Origin of the sequence: Collinsella aerofaciens, assembly GCF_015555045.1 — a bacterium.
GTDB classification, from domain to species: domain Bacteria; phylum Actinomycetota; class Coriobacteriia; order Coriobacteriales; family Coriobacteriaceae; genus Collinsella; species Collinsella aerofaciens_W.
Genome location: NZ_JADNJQ010000025.1, coordinates 15,669 through 32,870, shown reverse-complemented (window position 1 = coordinate 32,870; position 17,202 = coordinate 15,669). Strand labels below are relative to the sequence as shown.

Genomic DNA, 17,202 nt, shown 5'->3' with positions numbered 1-17,202 from the left:
CGGCAGGCCCCGCCGACCGATTGCAAGCGGTCGGCGGGGCCATTGTGGCTCTTGACAGCGGATTGGGTCATATGAGCAAAAAGCCCCAATGTTTCGCTTGTATCAGAGGCGTCTGGGGCTTCATCGAAAGAGTAGCCTGGCTAACGCATTCAAGAAAAATAGAGCGTGGTCTTCATGAATCAAACGCCAGTATGCAACGCTCGCGCGCGTCTCTGAATCTTCTAATGAGCAAGAAGAGAGGGGTCTAGGAAAGACCTAATAGTTCTTGGAATCTGGGAATCGTCGAACTCACCATCTTTAAACAAGAGAATCATATAGCTTCTTATCGTTCTGTCTCGAAAAGATATGAGTGACCAGATGCACATCGTGGGCCTTTGAAATACAATCTTCGTCCCTTAAAGATTCAGCAACATAACAACCGCCCCAATCAAAAAAGCCGAGATAGCCCCGGCTGATAATCAAAGAGGCGGTTGGATTGGCAACACCTATTTGGACGATTCCGGGAGGGACAGCCCCGCCTCCCTGAACTCGACCGGAGACATGTAGCCCAGCGTCGAGTGGATCCTGAAGTTGTTGTACCAGTGCACGTAGTCCGAGAGCTTGGCCCGGAGCTCGCGCGTCGTGCCGAACGTCTCGCGGTGGACGAGCTCGGCCTTCAGTATCCTGTTGGTCGACTCGTCGACGGCGTTGTCGTAGGGGCAGCCCTTGGCCGACAGCGACCTCTCAATGCCGAAGGCCTCGAGCATCAGGTCGATCTCGGCGTTGTCGAACTCGCTGCCGCGGTCCGTGTGGAAGACCTCGATGTCCGAGATGGGGAAGGAGAGCGTCGCGAACGCCGACTTGACCAGCCGGGCGTCCTTTGTGTTCTGGTGGCGAAGCTCCTGCGGTGGTACATTTCATTTTTCAGCGTCGCAAAGAACGACTCTGCGACGGCGTTGTCGTGGCAGTTGCCGGTACGGCTGCAAGAGAGGCGCACATGGTTGCCCCTGGCCCACTCAGCGAGCTTGCGGCTGGTGTACTGCGCCCCCTTGTCCGAGTGGAATATGGCGTTCTCTGCCACGTACCCGCGCGCACGCGCGCTCTCGAGGGCGCTGACGACGATATCGGCGGTCATGCGCTCGGACAGCGACCAGCCCACGAACATGCGGGTGTTCAGGTCAATCACCGTCGACAGGTAGAGCCAGCCCTGGCCGGTGCGCAGGGAGGTGATGTCGCCGACGAGCTTGTAGGTGGGCACTGGGCTCGTGAAGTCCCGCCTGATCAGGTCGGGCCTTGGCTTGGCGTCCCTGTCGGGGACCGTCGTCCTCTTCGACTTGTACGGCGTGCAGCCGCGGATCCCCAGCTCGCGCATGCACTTGCGCACACGGTACAGCGTGATGCCGCGCAGGCCGTCGGGCAGGAAGCACTTCACGAACCGCGCGCCGAAGCGCCTGTCGGACTCGAGCCACACGCGTCGCACGGCGTCGCGCGCCTCGGACCAGTCGTCGACGGGGCAGCCGTTGGAAACACAGCTGCAGTGGCCCGACCGGCTCACCCCCAGCACCTTGGCCATCATCGCCACCGTGAAGTTGCCCTTCTCCGCCTCCATGAGCCTGTACCTGGCTAGAGTGCCTGCTCTTTGGCGAAGAAGGCCGCGGCTTTTTTTAGGAACGCGTTCTCCGCCTCGAGCTCGCGTATGCGCTTCCTCGCCTCGCGAAGCTCGCGCTCCTCGGCCCTCGGGTCGGGCTCGCCCCCCAACTCGCGCTTGCGCTTGAGCACCCAGTCGTTCACCGTCTTGGGGTTGAGCCCGAGCTCCCCGCAGACCTGGGTTATGGGGCGCCCCGTGGAGATGACGTAGTCGGCTGTCTCCCGCCTGAACTCGTCGGTGTACTTCTTCTGATTGGCGACCATGAGGCAATCCTTCCGTCCATCGGCTTGTATGCAGTCTAGGGCATCGCGGCCACACGATCCCTCCAGCCCGCGTGTCCGAAAAAACGATACAGGTCAGAGGTCGCCCCCGCGGCGCGGCGCCACGCGACGAAGTGCAACCGCAGGCTGATCGACCGCAGGGAGGCCATGGCCGCCGCCGGCAAGAGGCCGTGCATGGCCAACTGCGCCACGGCGCGCGAGATGGCGTGCTGGGTGTGGGCCATAGCCGGGATGGCGGCGGCGTAGCGCGCCGCCGCCCCCGGACACGGGTTCCGACCCCGGCGCGCGCCGCGCTCGAGGCCGTTGGGAGGCCACTCGAGTCCCTTTTCTGGGCGGCGGGAGACCGCCATGCCCGCATAAAGACTCCGATTTCGCCGCGAGGCCCCCAGCCGTAGCAACGAAATGCGCAGCCGAGAAGGCCACGCGCGGATATTAGAATGCCGAACGTGCGTCGAGCAGACACGCCCTCCAGCGGCGCGGTCGCAGGGTGAAGATAGGTAGGCCCGGCCGTGCGCGGTAGCTCCGCGGGCGGCCGGGCCGGTTTTGCCTCTTGGCAATGTTCAACTCATATTAAAAGGGAGGAGTCGACTGATCGGCCCCTCCCACGGCGTTTCGCCGTTTCTCTCTGCACATATTAGCACACGGAAGGAACGTCACCGCTTGCGCCCGTAGCCATCGATGAACCCCTCAATAAATCCGTATTTCTGCCGGTCACCGCTTCCGACGATCATCATGTACGTATCAACCCCGACAGCGCTCTCGAGCTTCTCGAGCTCCCGCAGGCATTTCCGAAGAAAATCTCTGGAACGCTTCTTCTGATGCGTTAGCAAGGTCAATAGGTAGGCCAGGAGAACGATGTAGTCGATTATGGAATTGAAATTCAACCTGTACCCGATAGAAAGATCCTCATCGAGAAGCTCGCCAACCGCGGCCAGGTTTCTGTCGGTCTTGGGATACTTAACCGATTGGCTGAACCTCGAATCAAATACCGCCCCGTTATGGGCGACCGCGTTCCTTAAGGGACGAATCGCCTCGACGATGTTGATGACGATGCCGGGGTTCGCATGTAAGAGACCTAGGTCGCTTGCGATATCGGCGAGGATTTCATCGGGAAGGCTTCTGCATACGCTTGTGAGATCGCCGAGGGTCATCACCTCGAAAATGCTCCAAACGGGCGCGTCATCGTCGCGATCGACATAATGCTTCACGAGATCGTTTTTGTAACTCCGTCTCACGATGTTCTGAAGCTGGCTCTTGAGCTTGAGCTTTTCCCCCATCTGCCCGTTCACGACCCTTCCGTTGACATCCCTGCATGTCCGGAGGCCGCGCTTTAAGAAGGTCGCCAGCCCGGGGTCCTCTATGTTCTCAAGTATTCTGGCCAAGACTATGTTTTTAACCGCCGTTTCGATGAACATTATCTCCGGGTAGATTGCAGCCTTGATGGCGGAATCGAACCCGTATATGTCCATGAGTGCATCGAACGAAGGGAGGGGGAGCGCATTTTTGGGCTTTCGGACAAACCGGAAGCCTTTATAGCCATGGAAATAGCCCATGTTTCTCAGCAGTATCTTTCTGTCGCTCCCCCGCAAATCCTCCATACCGTGATTCGTCCTCATGTGCTTCATGAGGGAATTGATGCTCATGCCCTTCTTCATCGAACCTCCCTTGGCCTCCTTCTAGGAAATTATATCCCAGCCCGCCTCGACGGGGCGAGCCTGTCGTTGGCGCCGGCCTATTTGTGTTTGTTAACGTCGTGATTGCGGGTTTGATCACATCCGATTTTCAGAATTGAGCACGATAGTTTTTCGGTTTTGAGCACGGCCACGCCGACCAGACCGCATGCCTTAACGTTGTCGGTGCGTCGTATCGGCAACGAGCAAAGGCAGGAGGGAATGATCGACGTGGACAAGATAGAGGACGCAGGTGGCGGGCTGCAGGGCCATGCTCGAGGCCGAGCTCGCGCACAGGGACGCGACCAAGAGGGCACGGCTGCTCAGGCAGGCGAGGCTCCCCGTGCACAAGTCGGCCGAGGGGTTCGACTGGTCGCACGTGCGGTTCTCCGAGGGCTGGGGCCGCGACGACATGCTTTCGCTGGGCTTCGTCGGCGCCCGCGAGGACCTCGTGTTCTTCGGCAAGACCGGCAGGGGCAAGACCCGCATGGCCGTGGCCCTGGCGATGCGCACGGCCGCCGCCATCTGGTCGTCGCCGAACACCGCGCCCCACCGGCTGAACTCCAGGTTCGTGGTGATGACCACCGACTGCCGCTCGTAGGCGTCGGCGAACACCTAGAAGAGCGCGCGCCGTCGAGATCCAGCGGCAGGAAGCCGAGCTCGTCGATGACGAGCAGCCTAGCACAGCCGATGAGCGCGGCCTCACGGTCAAGGCGCCCCTCGTCGCGGGCGCGCCGCAGCCGCATGACGAGCGATGACGCGGTGAAGAAGCGGGCCTCCATCCTCCGCTCACACGCCAGCATGCACAGCGCCGAGGCCATGTGCGTCTTGCCGGTGCTGACGTCCCCCACTAGCACGAGGTCCTCGCAGAAACCAGTTTCATGGAGCGTTTCATTGAAAATCCCCCTAATCTAGCAACGGTTTAAAGTCTACTAGATTGGGGGGGACGCGAGCCAAGTCGACAAAGGCAGTTAACCGGCGGCTATTCATGCCTCGATTTAGAACCGCTCGAGAATCTCCGCAGCATTCTCTCGCAGATAGATATCTAGGTCCGGCACGGCAAACTGCACGTAGCCCCTCTGTGGTGCCTGAATAACCTCTCTTTGTAGCAATTTGGCCCTAATAGAGCTGATCTCATTGGTCTTTTTACCCATGCGCCTAGCAATCTCGGCTGATTTGGACTGTTGTTTATCCTCGCACATGGCCAAAAGGTATTTGATATCGTTGAGCCCCAGTCCAGAAATCGCGGGCTCGTGTACAACATCGTGAAAACGAGCCTCTGCCAGCGCAATGCCTTCGGTGACGTCGCGCTCGCTCACAATTGCACTTTTGGCACGATGCAAGTTGGCGCGCTGCCAAATGGAATAACCGACCAGCTGCACCAGATAGGCATAGCCCTTAGTGGCCTTAGCGGCTCTCGACAAAAGATTGTCCTCTATAGTCAAACCAGTCGCGACAAAGCTATCGCCCATAGAGAGCGCTACCTCCACTTGGTTGATAGGCGCCAGATCTTCGGGGAGGGCACGACGCAAAAACGTGAGCGCCTTGCCGTTAATAAGATCCATAACGCCGGCGGGTAAGCCGGCAAAGGCAAGTGCGATATCTACTTTTTCCCCGATCAAAAGCTGAACCGTAGACGCAATGGCACGCATATCGTCAATCGGAGCGTCCTGAACTTCATCGATGGCAATAAAAAGACCCTTGGATGACTTCGCTGCCGAGCATAGCAACTTTCTAAGGCTCGACTCTTTGGGCGCAACATCGACTTTCGCGGAAACAAAGCCGGCGTTTACGCCGACCGAAGCATTGGCCGCAAGGGTAGAATCAGCAACCTGATCCCTCAAGTCCAGCAATAGGTTAGGGCCAGCAGAAACAATAGCGGTCTTCCATCCAAGCTCTCGCGCACGATCCCTAAGATCGCAGAGCAAAACAGTTTTTCCGGAGCCTCTCGGCCCAGCGATGCGCATGAGTCTCGCAGGTGCACCTATTCCCGCATTCAAACTCTCGGTAAACTCAAGGGCGATATCATCACGACCAATTATACGCGGAGGCTCAGCGCCGGCAGTGGGACGAAACGGATTATGGAATACAGTGGCGCTCACTTGTTTGCCTCTCAAGACAATCGATTATTGGTCAATCTTATCTTTATAAGTTTATCGTAGACTACATCAGATTATATCGAGTTGTATAAGTCTGTATAAACGTATCGTGGAAGTATCGAGCTATCGTAATGTATTGCAGCAAATCGCCTAGACGTTGCTTTCTTCTCAGCTCATATCGAAAGTAAGTTGAGGACTTCCTAAAATCTAATTTCTAAAGCGAGAAATACTCGCTCTCAGCGGATAAGTTCGGCCCCAACCATGGATCGCCCGTCAAGAAGAACTCAGGCCAGCGTTGCATGAACAGAGCTTGCTCGCGTTTCCAGCGGCGCAGCTTTTCCTCGTTAGCCTCTTCCCTGCCGCGCGAGGTGAACTCGTAGTGGTACAGCTCGGCATAGGGCGTAAAGATGGTGCGGTAGCCCGCCTCCCACACGCGCAGGCAAAAGTCTGCGTCGTTAAAGCCGACGGCGAATTCCTCGTTGTAGCCCCCGACCTGCTCAAATACGTCACGTCGCACCATCTGGCAGGCGCCCGTTACGGCGCTAAAGTTGCCCGGACGCACAGCACGGGCAAGATAGCCCTCGCGCTTTGCCGAGAAGTCTTGGTTGGCATGGGCAAGTGCGCCGCGCACACCGACCAAAATGCCAGCGTGCTGCACCAGGTGGTCGGCAAAATAGAGCTTGGCACCCACCACGCCCGCATCGGGACGTTGCAGACAACCCATCATCTCTTCGATAAAGTCGGGGCTAATGACCTCGGTATCGTTGTTGAGCAGCAGCAGGTAGTCGCCCTTGGCGTGCTCCACACCAAAATTGATGATCTGAGAGTAATTAAACTCGCCCGGCCAGTACACAACGCGCGCGATGCCCTTGCCTTCTGATGCTGAAGCCACGCGTTCCGGCAGGGTTTCGTAATACGCAAACGTATCCGGGGCTTCGCTGTTGTTCTCCACCAAGACGATCTCATAGTTGGCATACGTGGCCTTCTGGGCAATCGACATCACACAGGCATCGAGCGTCTCAACGTGGTCCTTGGTGGGAATCACAATGCTCACCAGCGGCGCAGGCTCCGGCAGCGCATAGCGCATGCGATAGACAAACGGCGTCTCGGTCTCCTCGACCGTTCCGCAAATGCCCAGCTCGTTAAAGTGACGCTGCAGCGCAAGGCGCCCGGCTTCAATGGCATACGGCTTGCTATCGGCAGAGCCATCGGCGGTCGACCCCGGATGAACGCGCCAGTGATACAGCACGTGCGCAACATGCTCAAACCGCGCGCCCGCCGCAAGGCAGCGAAGCGTCAGGTCGTAGTCCTGGGCGCCCGCAACGTCTTCTGGGGACATGCCAATACGATCGATAAACGCCTTCTCCACCATCAGGAAATGCGTCACGCAGTTATGGCTATAGAGCAGGTCAACGTTGAGTTTGGTCTTAAAGACCGGCTGGCCCCACTCCCCCGTTTTCTGGAACATGTCCTCGTCGCAGAACAGGACCTGGGGACGCTCGCCCTCGGCAGCCTTGTTCAGCGCGGAAACATACTGGAATAACGCGTCCGGTTCCAGAATGTCGTCATGGTCCAAGAACGCGATGTAGTCTCCAGTCGCCTGCTGAATACCAGCGTTGGTGTTGAGCACAATGCCGCCGTTGCCAGGCAGCTCAATACGACAAACCCGCTCGTCATTGGCGGCAGCCGCAAGATTGGCCACCGCATCCCATTCGGGCGAGGCGTCCATAAGCAGCAATTCCCAGTTGTCATAGCTCTGGGCTAGCACCGAGTCCAGCAGCTCGCGCAGGTAGACCCGATCTGTCTTGTAGCACGGCACCACAATGCTCACGAGCGGTCTATAGGCAAAGGCCGCCGAAGCGACACGCTGGCACGCCAAATCGGCCGGCTTTGCGCGATGCCGCTCAAACCAACGTCGATAAGCTGCGTCGTCTGCACGCGCGTCCTTCATGCGGTTCCAACTGTCGTCGACCATGCCGTTGTACAGGCGACCATCCATGGCGCAAAAACCGCTCTGAATCTGCTCTGTGGGATCACTCGCAATCGCGACAAAATCCCGTATATCCTGAGGCATCTCTACGCTCAGATACGTTTTATTGACGCGGCAACCGTTGCGCTGCGGCACATCGCCCTGCGATTCAAACACATGCACGGTGGCATCGATGACATTCATATGCGCATCGAAGATCTGGAGCTCAGGTGCGCACTGGGGATCTCCCGCCCAGGTAACCTCATAGCGCCACACCGCGCCGGCGTCTGCCGGTAAATAACGAACGGCATCGATCTCATAGCGACCGCAGCACTCGCTGCGCTGTGCATCGCGAACAAGCGCACACATCGCAGGCTTTGCTTTGTAGTTAATCTTGGATTCCAGCTTGGCCACGCGGCTATCGAGGCGAATGGCGCCAAGCTTTTGGCCACCGGACACAAATGCAGCGTCGATCGCAGAGCCATCCAAAAACGGAAGCACCAAGACAGCGAGCTCGCGCTCGTAATCGGAAACGGAAGGACAAAGCGCCAGCACACGGCCATGATCGACCGGGAGCACCAGCGACGGCACACAAGAACCGCTCGTTGTCGCGTGGGCAAACGCTTGAGAACCCTCCCGCTCAATAAGCGCGGCGACATCCTGACCGGCAAAACGAAGCAGCACAAACAAACGGCCCTGACTGCGGCAAAGTGCCAAACGCTTGATACTCATCTACACTTCTCGCTTTCCCAGGGCGTTCGCTGCCATGCGTTTGCAGGCACCCAGGCGCCCAAACCTCAAGACGTCGTAATCGAACATGAGCTTTTTGCACGCACGGGCATTGGGGGCCTTGCTGGTAAGCGCCGCACGCACCATAGCAGCAACAGAAGAAGCGCATTGTGCGAGCGCAGCATCGCTGCCCACGGCAGAACCGGCAAGTGCCGTGGCAACGGCAGCAAACACCTTGCCGCAGTCCGAACCCAGTAACCTAAGCGCATCGTACAGCACCAGATCGCAGAGAAAGTACGCCAGGTCATCGGCATGCTGGACATCGAGACCATCGCGCTGCCAGTCAGCCAGCACCGCGGAGTAAATCTTCACGTGCTCCAGCAGACGTGTTTCGTCGTCGTAGCGCATGGTGTCCATGAGCGAACCCTTGCGCGCCACGCGGTAGTCATACAGCTTGTTCGAGATAAGCGCGGTCTTGCGCGAACGGCCGTACACGGCAAAATCGAAGACCTGGTCCTCGCCATACTTAACGGTTTCGTCGAACACGATCCCGTTGCCCAGCAAAAACTCACGCTTGCAGGCGGTGCGCCATGCAAAGGGGCGAGAAGCTTCCTTAAACAGCAGGTCGGAGCTATAGCCTTCAAACGACACATCGCGCGGGCTCAGCACATAGTTAAGCCACGGATACCCCGCCTCGAGCGGATACGGATTCGCGCCAAAGGTCAAAACGTCGCAGTCCTCGCGCTCAAAGGCATCGACGATCACTCGGCATGCATCGGGCGTAAAGCGGTCGTCGGAATCCAAGAACGCGACGATAGGCGCCGTGGACGCGGCGATGCCTGCATTACGCGCACTCGACAGGCCGCCGTTCTCCTTATCAACCAGCGTAAAGCGCGCGTCCTTTTCGCAATAGGCAACCGCAATATCGCGCGAGCCGTCCGGCGAGCCATCGTTGACCAGCACGCCCTCCCAATCGGGCATGTCCTGCGCAAGCAGGGAGTCCAGGCACCAGGCCAGACACTCCTCCACCTTATAGATGGGAACGACAACGGAAATCTTGGGGGTAGTCATAGCCAAGTGCTCCTACTGTGCGGCCGGCACGTCATCGGGATGCGGATTATCGCCGTAGGTGCGCTGATACGTCAGCACGCGCCAGACCAGCGGCAGGCCGCCAATCTTAAAGTAGTGCTTAAACGTATTGAGCTTGCCGGGCTTCTTAAAGTCAAAGCGCGAATCGATATAAGCACGGGGCGACTTGACCATCAGGCGCAAGTCGGTCTCGCCGCGCGGATCGAACAGCGACAGATCAAAGCGACCGGCATCCCAATCGGCCTTGAGCTCGGGCGAAGCCTTCTCCCAAAACTGCTCGCGCAGCTCATCGACCAGACGCTCGTCATTCCAGCGATACGTATCGACCTTCATGCGCATTAAAATGCCCTGGAGCTGAACCTTGAGCTCGGGACGTTCATCCAAAAAGCGCTGCATCTCGGCGTATTCGTCGCACACGCAAAATACCTTGTTGGGCGAATTAACTGAGCTCTTCTCGTTGTCTTGGCGATAGCACAAAATGGGGTCCGCGATAAACGCTGCACGCTCGGCGCATGCCCAAACCTTAAAGTTAAAGCCTGCGTCCTGATACGAGGCGCCCGGCGTGGGAAGGAACCGAATCTGATTGTCGTTGAGGAACTCGCGCCGATAGATGGCCGACCAAATGGAAGGTTTGCGGTAGAAGATGCCCGGGCGATCGACGGGGCGATACGCGGCGCCCGTCATATACTCGCCGATGATCCCAAACAGCTCACGGCGCTCGCTGGGCGTGGACCAATACAGATAAAAGTCGCCCTTTACCACATCGGCATGCTCAGCATCGGCCTTGGCGACCAGCTTTTGGAGCGAATCCTCAAACATAAAGTCGTCGGACTCAAGAATGCCCACGTACTCACCGCGCGCCATCTCCAGACCGCGGTTCATCGAGTCGCCGTAGCCGCTGTTGGCTTTGTCGATCATCTTTACACGGGGGTCGCGCTCCATGTACTCGCGGATGATATCCGGCGAGCTATCGGTGGAACCGTCATTGATACAGATGATCTCGATGTCCTTGAGCGTCTGCGCCACGGCGGAATCGAGGCACTCGCGCAGATAGCGCTCGACATTGCAAATGGGGACAAGCAGCGAAACTTTAGGGGTATCAGAGTTCTGCAAGAGAACCTCCTGTTGAATAGCGTGTAACAGGGTTATTTTAGCAGCCGGGTTGCGGCGGGCGGCAGCGCTTGGAATTAGATAAAGTGCTCCAAGCAGGCTTTGAGACCGCGAGTCGAAAGATAGAACAGCGTGGCGTCTGCCATCGTAACGCCCGAGGTCGCCGCAACGAGCTTGCGGGCAACACGGCGAACGGCGCCCTTAGCAGGCACATCCGCCCACGCCGTTCCCAAAAACGTCGTGAAAGCCCTGTTGACGCGGCCGGCAACTCGGTGAAAGTCATCGGCACCCAGACGCGCCAAGTCAAACACGATAAGGTCCAAAAACCAGGTGACCAGCTCGCCGGGGCACAGGTCCAAAAGGCCGTAGACCGCCCAGTCCTCCAAGACTTCCTCGAGCATCCGCATGTGGGCATCGATTTTTTTAGCGCGAGCATCGGCGCTGTTAAACTCATGCGTCGCCGAGTCGCTCTCCATCACATAGTGATAGAACTTGTCCGGCATGACGACGGTTTTGCTGGCAAGTGCATAGGCTGCGAACTGGAATACAACGTCCTCGCCCAAAGCCAAACCGGGAGCAAAGCGAATGCCCTCGCGATTGAGCAACGCGCGCGAAAAGGCCGCGCGGCAGGCATAGGGCTGCGCATTCGCGCGGAAGATCAGCTGGGGATCGCGGGCACCAAAGGCGCCCGCTTTGGGGCTCATGAGCTGCTGGACGCGCTTAGGAGCGGCATCGGCGGGCTCGCAGACGCCACCAAAAACGGCGACCTCGGCATCCGCCGATTCCATGGCATGCAGCACGCGCTCAACGGTTTGAGCATCGATGTAATCGTCGGCGTCCACAAAGAAGAGGACGTCGCCGGCGGCAGCATCGATACCGGCATTTCGAGCGCAAGAGACACCCGCGTTTTTCTGGTCAATCACCAACACGCGGTCGTCGTTCTGCGCGATTTGACGCAAGATACTCAACGAGTCGTCAGCCGATCCGTCGTTGACGCAAACGACCTGAATCGAGCGCTCGGACTGCGCCAACAGCGAGTCGAGACATCGCTGAATCGAGCTTGCCGAGTTGTATACGGGAACGACAATGGTCGCTTTGGGGGTCGAAGCCTCTCCCATGTCGACCTACCCCCTCAACGATTCGACGAGGAAAGCGGCGACCACGCCGGGGCCTCCAACCGATGCGTAGTATTTGGCGCGTCCCAGGGCGCCGTCCATCGCAAAGTGCGGATGCTCGTCCACCCAGGCCTCGGGGTCTTTGAGGATGGCGGCAAGATTCGCGCGCTTCCACGGCTTAAGGTCGTCCAGCGAAAAGTCCCCCGCGTCCAAGGCGGCCTGGAACTCCTTGGTCATCTGGACCAGGAACTCCTTATAGAACTCGGGCGCCAAGCGCACGTAGTTCCACATATACGAATCGTACTTAATGACCTGATTGAACTTGAGCATGCGCGCAACGTCATCACTTGCGTGATTGCGGGCGTAATCCTCTCGGATCCAACGCTCGATCTCGGCATACTCGGCATTGACGCAAAAGACCTTAGCCGAAGAATTGACCGAAGAATTCTCGTTGTCCTGGCGATACGACAACACGGCATCATGAAGGTAAACAGCCTTATCGGCGCACGCGATCACCTTAAAGGCGAATGACGTGTCCTGAAAGGATGCCCCCGGAGTCGGCAGGAACTTAATGCCGTTGCGCTCAAGAAAATCGCGACGGTACACGGCCGACCAAATCGACGGCTTTTGCTTAAAGAACTGCGTCGTATCGCTCGGGTGCACTGGCTTGCCACAGTCCTTGGCTTTAAACATCTCGTGCAGCGAACGGCGCTCCTCGGGCTTAGACCAGTAGAAATCAAAGTTCGCCTTCGCAAAGTCGGCATTATTGCTATCGGCGGCCGAGACAAGCTTTTCGAGTGCGTCGGGCGCCATATAGTCATCGGACTCCAAGATGCCAACGTACTTGCCACGCGCCATCTCCAGGCCGTGGTTCATCGAGTCGCCGTAGCCGCTGTTGGCCTTGTCGATCATCTTGACGCGCCCATCGCGCTCCATATACTCGCGGATAATCGCCGGCGAGTTGTCAGTCGACCCGTCGTTAATACAGATGATCTCAATATCCTTGAGCGTCTGCGCCAGGGCGGAATCGAGACACTCGCGCAGGTAGCGCTGAACATTGTAAATGGGAATAAGCAGCGACAGAACAGGGCTGCCAGAGGCGTTAGTAGACAAATGTGCTCCTTAGGAAATACCTGTCGTTTCATGGTATCAAAGGGCCAACGCGCCAGCGGGCGTTTATATAATCTATGGAGCTCGCAGAGGCAAACCGATAAGAAAGGACGTCATGCAGCCCAAAGCCGCACGCAACATACCCATCGAAGCACTGCGTTTGGTTGCGGTCGCCGGCATCGCGGTGTTCCACACCTTTCAGTGGACCTTCCAAGCCGCCTGCGTCGGCGCCGTAGAATATGCCCCACTTGCGATGTCCCCCTATTCCGGCGTGCTCGGTTTTATTAACTTGCTGGGCTGCTGGGCCAACGAGGTCTTCTTTATGATCTCGGGCTATTTTCTCATCGCTTCGGCCGCGCGTGCTTGGGACGGTGGAGCAACGTGGAAGTCGCAAATGCAACGGACGGCGCAGCGCCTTGGCAAGGTCATCTTGCCTACTGCGTTTTATTGCCTCATGGCGCTCGCGTGGTCCACGGTCGTCTCACCCATTCCCGATGTCTCCCTGCACGCGCACTATTGGTACACGCTGGGGCTTGAGTTTATCTGGGTCTATGCCGCCACGGTCTTCATGGCGCCGCTGTTTGGCCTGGCCAAGAGTCGACTCTCTAAGAGGAGCTACACGGCAGCGGTCATCGTCGTTGGAATCCTCGCATTTGTTGTTAACGGGTATTTAGCCGCCATGAGTGCGACAAGCGCCGGCGAGTTTTCTTGGCTCCAGAAGTCCATGAGCGCTACCACGTACGTAGTCGCATTTTTGATCGGCGGGCTGCTCCGCGACATTACCGATGTCATGGATTCGGACAGGGCGGGCGCCTTAGGCATGCGGTCGCTCGCAGCGGTTTTGGTGCTCACCACCATCCTGGAAGGCGAACTCTCCTTCACCGGCAACCTCACAGCAATGGCAGCCCTCTCCTACAAATCGACCTCGTTGATCTCGTTTGTCCTCGCTGCCACCTCCCTGCTCTTTGCGGCTACCCGACGCAGCGCCTCGGACAATCCACGAGCCGCAGGCGTCATCGTCACCCTTTCGACCGCCACGCTCGGTTTCTATGTGATGCAGTCGCTCACCAGTAGCCTGTGGCGTCCCGTCTTCAATACGTTGCTCGCAAACATACTGGTCAGCCAAAACAGCCCGGCAGTTATATGTATCGTCACGGGTACCGTCATTAGCATCGTCTTTGCCCTGACGCTTCTCACCATCGACGCAGCTAGAAGCCTTATCGCTCGCAAGCCCAAGCGGCAATAGACACGCTGCCGTCAGACGCTAAAGCCGCTACAGCCGTGACAGGTTCCTGCGTTTTATTCAAAGCTTGCCGTCAAGGTGCGCCGAGCCTTTACAATAGGACAGTCTCAAGGACGTATTCGATAGCTTCCGCGCAGCACTCGCCCGCCGCGCGTGAAAGGATATATTGCCCCATGCCTTCAACCCTTCCCGCCCCCATCGACAAGCTCGCCATCGTCGTCGTTACGTACAAGCGCCAGGAACTCCTGGCCAACTTGTTCGACTCCATGACCGAGCTCACGGCAACGCCCTGGCGCATCGTGATTGTCGATAACGAGAATTCGCGCGAGACCGAGGCCATGTGCGCCGCATTTAACGAGCGCCTGGCCAACCTGTGGGGCATCGACACCGAGCAGCCCGACGCGCAGGGCGGCACCGACCGCGTCATCTACGCCCCGCAGCTCGAAAACGGCGGCGGTGCAGGTGGCTTCTCCGCCGGCACCAAATGCGCCTACGACCTGGGCGCTCAATGGTTCTGGGTGATGGACGACGACGTGCTCGTCATCCCCGAAGGCATCGAGCGTCTTGCCAAGTGGACCGACCGCTACGATGTTATCCAGGGTTCGCGCCTGGACTTTGACGGCGGCGCCTTCTTTTGGCAATACCAACTCATCCTTTCGCTCGGCATTCCCAACCCTGTCGCCAAGTGGGACTTGGGCCCCGAGGGCTACCGCGCCATGAACCAGCTGTGCTTTGAGGGCGGCATGTTCTCGCGCCGCGTGGTCGACAAGATCGGCCTGCCCGATGCGCGATTCTTCATCTACGGCGACGATGCCTGCTATGGCTACGTGGCCAGCCAGCACTTCCCCGCCGCCGTTGTTGCCGACGTGGTGCTCAAGCGCGCCCGCGCCGTCTCTAACTGGGACATCGCCGGCAAGCGCCAGCTCAACTCTACGAGCGACACCAACCGCTACTACATCATGCGCAACCGCGGTTATCTGGCACGCTACATGCAGATCTACGGCGACTACCACCCCGTGCTGTTCCGTCTGGGCAACGCCGCGACCTTCTGCAAGGAATTCATTCGCCTGGCCGCCGTTGACAAGTGCTTTAAGACCGGTATTCCGGCGCTGCGCCGTGGCATGAAGGACGCCCGCAAGATCGTTAAGGATCCCAACTGGAAGCCCATGCCGCCCCTGAAGGACACCGAGTAACGGAAGCCGGAAACACCCCGGCGCTTAAAGCCGCTGGCACACCGCTGCCACACGCTGCCCGTCAAACCCGAATCCCCAGCGCATGCGACCCACGCCGGGTCGCGGCACACGGATTTCGTCGATGCCGTCGCGCTCTATGTCGAGCAGCGCCTGCACGGCCAGCAATTCCAGGCCCAGCGCATCCACACCGGGGTCATACATCATGTTGATCGTTATCAGCGGACGTTCATCGAGCATACCGATCGTATCGGCTATGTCGAACACGGCGCCCGTAGGAAAAACCTGGATGTCCCAGCGATCCGCGCCACACTTTCGCCTCGAAGCAGGATTGGCATAGCCCGGCAATCCAAAGCAGAGTCCTTGCAAGAGTAGGTGATATGGCAGCGGTGTATCTGGGTCGGTCGCACCGATTCCCGCATCTCCCAAGATGCGGCTTAGCGCCCGCCTCACGGTATCCTCGTTCCCATGGCACAGCCCGTCGCGAAACGCATCGACGTCTCGAATGTCTTCTGCGGCGCACTCAAACCACTCAATAATCACTAGACGCAAGGCCTGACGAAGCTCGTTATTGGGCAATCGCAAAGCACGGAGGCGATCGCCATGCTCTGGCTCCTCAGTCATATCCGTCGTGAGAAAACCGGACAGATACAGCGCTGTCCACATGTCATCGTCAGGCGAGACATCTGGCTCTGCAGTGCCCAAACAAAGCGGGACCTCAGCGCACCCATGGGCCTCGAGCAAATCAAACAAGACCGAAAGGCGGTCGAGATTCCACCCGACAACTACCCTACTCAGGCAATCGGCATATCCATACAGATCGGCACGCACAGGCGCCGTGCAGCCTCGGTCCAAAAACCCAATCACACGCTCTGGACTCGAGCAATAGGCCCTGCCAAACCGATACCCCTCGAGCCATTCACGCGCATCATCCAGGTATTCCTCGCGCCCAGCATGATTCAAAAGAGCCTGGACCTCGGCATCCGAAAAACCGAAATATCGGTCACACCACGCCGACAGCGGCGTCGTCAGACAATACGAGCAGCCGCGCGAAGAAAGCGCCGCTTCGGCAGGACCGGGACACTCCCCCATCAAACACGTCAGCCGCAACGAATCGCGCGCAGTGGCAATGGCGTCAAACAGCAACCGGTCAAGTAGTTCTGCCGGATCGGCGTCGGAAGCGTCCCCCGCGCTCGCACGGCCCAACCACGCCGCGTCGTACCCATCAACGAGCAATACAACCTGCTCATCGCAGGCCATCTCCAGCAGCTCAATGAGCACGCCAAGCACCGAGGCGACCTCGTCCTCGCTCGCCGCGCCACGCGCAACACGTTCGATGTGACGCACCTTGTCTCGAGCTAAATCCGGAGCCTCCAAAAGCGCCAGCAGGCGGGCGCACTCGCCCAAAAGAGCATCGCGCACTACGCCAGCAATGGCGGCGCCACGCCTCGCAGCGCCAGAAAAGTCCAGCGATATCACCGGATAGCAAGCGTACTCATCCCGATAACGCCCGCTGTCCGCATCCCAAATCTGAGCATCGGCAAACGAGATCCGACCGGCGCGACCGACCGCCGGACGCTCCAGAAAAGCCCTGAGCATCGACAAGTTCATGCTCTTGCCAAAACCCTCGGGTCGACAGCACACCACAACGGACGCGTCACAGTCCAACACATCGGCAATAAACATGGTCTTGTCGACCAGTATGCAACGACCAATGGCATCGGCAAAATCATGCACACCGACCGGTAAGACCGCATCATCGACATGGTTGACAAGCCGTACGCCAAAAGTAGCGGCACTGTTGCAATACTCCTGTTCAGACACCGTAACTTCTCCCTAAAACGTAGCACGAGGCCCATTGTAGCGAGCAGTTCAAGCACAACGCTGCATCCGCGCAAAGGCATCGGGCAACGGTAGAAACAAAGGCCTTGAGGGGGCATAACAAATCGTTGTGCAACAAAATGGGGCCC

12 protein-coding genes and 3 pseudogenes are annotated in these 17,202 nt (G+C 58.4%); 3 read left to right on the top strand and 12 right to left on the bottom strand.

Going from position 1 to position 17,202, the window contains the following annotated elements; translation table 11 throughout:
- Positions 1–485 precede the first annotated feature (485 nt).
- From I2E45_RS08315 to I2E45_RS08305, 4 genes and pseudogenes are all read right to left on the bottom strand, one after another.
- Complete coding sequence (locus I2E45_RS08315) at positions 486–746, bottom strand: IS3 family transposase (protein WP_006236372.1); 261 nt, start codon at positions 744–746, stop codon at positions 486–488.
- Positions 747–865: 119 nt separating this feature from the next.
- A pseudogene (locus tag I2E45_RS08310) lies at positions 866–1,624 on the bottom strand (IS3 family transposase); the annotation flags it as partial.
- Complete coding sequence (locus I2E45_RS10420) at positions 1,603–1,890, bottom strand: transposase (RefSeq protein ID WP_458795897.1); 288 nt, start codon at positions 1,888–1,890, stop codon at positions 1,603–1,605. The pseudogene I2E45_RS08310 and the gene I2E45_RS10420, both read right to left, overlap by 22 nt.
- 671 nt (positions 1,891–2,561) lie before the next feature.
- Positions 2,562–3,563, bottom strand: a complete 1,002-nt coding sequence (locus I2E45_RS08305; protein ID WP_195445584.1) for an Abi family protein — start codon at positions 3,561–3,563, stop codon at positions 2,562–2,564.
- A 286-nt stretch (positions 3,564–3,849) separates the two neighbouring features.
- On the opposite strand from I2E45_RS08305, the pseudogene I2E45_RS10575 reads away from it, so the two are divergent.
- Positions 3,850–4,038: pseudogene (locus tag I2E45_RS10575) on the top strand (ATP-binding protein); the annotation flags it as partial.
- A 226-nt stretch (positions 4,039–4,264) separates the two neighbouring features.
- Here I2E45_RS10575 and I2E45_RS10570 read toward each other — a convergent pair.
- The 7 genes and pseudogenes from I2E45_RS10570 to I2E45_RS08265 all read right to left on the bottom strand — a co-directional run.
- Positions 4,265–4,399: pseudogene (locus tag I2E45_RS10570) on the bottom strand (ATP-binding protein); the annotation flags it as partial.
- 177 nt (positions 4,400–4,576) lie between these two features.
- Positions 4,577–5,680, bottom strand: coding sequence for a P-loop NTPase family protein (locus tag I2E45_RS08290; RefSeq protein ID WP_271742286.1), 1,104 nt, complete (start codon positions 5,678–5,680; stop codon positions 4,577–4,579).
- Positions 5,681–5,891: 211 nt separating this feature from the next.
- Entirely contained in the window at positions 5,892–8,378 is a 2,487-nt protein-coding gene (locus tag I2E45_RS08285; RefSeq protein ID WP_195445582.1) for a glycosyltransferase family 2 protein, read from the bottom strand.
- A complete protein-coding gene (locus tag I2E45_RS08280; protein WP_195445579.1) occupies positions 8,379–9,446 on the bottom strand; it encodes a glycosyltransferase family 2 protein in 1,068 nt (355 codons plus the stop codon). It lies immediately after the preceding gene.
- Between the two features lie 12 nt (positions 9,447–9,458).
- Positions 9,459–10,577, bottom strand: coding sequence for a glycosyltransferase family 2 protein (locus tag I2E45_RS08275; RefSeq protein WP_195234479.1), 1,119 nt, complete (start codon positions 10,575–10,577; stop codon positions 9,459–9,461).
- A gap of 74 nt (positions 10,578–10,651) precedes the next feature.
- Positions 10,652–11,692, bottom strand: a complete 1,041-nt coding sequence (locus tag I2E45_RS08270) for a glycosyltransferase family 2 protein (RefSeq protein WP_195445577.1) — start codon at positions 11,690–11,692, stop codon at positions 10,652–10,654.
- A gap of 6 nt (positions 11,693–11,698) precedes the next feature.
- On the bottom strand, positions 11,699–12,802 hold the full coding sequence (locus I2E45_RS08265) for a glycosyltransferase family 2 protein (RefSeq protein ID WP_195445576.1): 1,104 nt from the start codon (positions 12,800–12,802) through the stop codon (positions 11,699–11,701).
- A 112-nt stretch (positions 12,803–12,914) separates the two neighbouring features.
- Between I2E45_RS08265 and I2E45_RS08260 the strand changes: the two genes are divergently transcribed.
- Together I2E45_RS08260 and I2E45_RS08255 are read left to right on the top strand one after the other, a co-directional pair.
- Complete coding sequence (locus I2E45_RS08260; protein ID WP_195445574.1) at positions 12,915–14,045, top strand: acyltransferase family protein; 1,131 nt, start codon at positions 12,915–12,917, stop codon at positions 14,043–14,045.
- 170 nt (positions 14,046–14,215) lie between these two features.
- On the top strand, positions 14,216–15,235 hold the full coding sequence (locus I2E45_RS08255) for a glycosyltransferase (RefSeq protein ID WP_195404724.1): 1,020 nt from the start codon (positions 14,216–14,218) through the stop codon (positions 15,233–15,235).
- A gap of 24 nt (positions 15,236–15,259) precedes the next feature.
- Here the strand turns inward: I2E45_RS08255 and I2E45_RS08250 are convergent, their stop codons facing one another.
- Positions 15,260–17,056: an AAA family ATPase gene (locus I2E45_RS08250; protein ID WP_195445571.1), complete on the bottom strand. Its 1,797-nt coding sequence runs from the start codon at positions 17,054–17,056 to the stop codon at positions 15,260–15,262.
- Between the last annotated feature and the right edge of the window lie 146 nt (positions 17,057–17,202).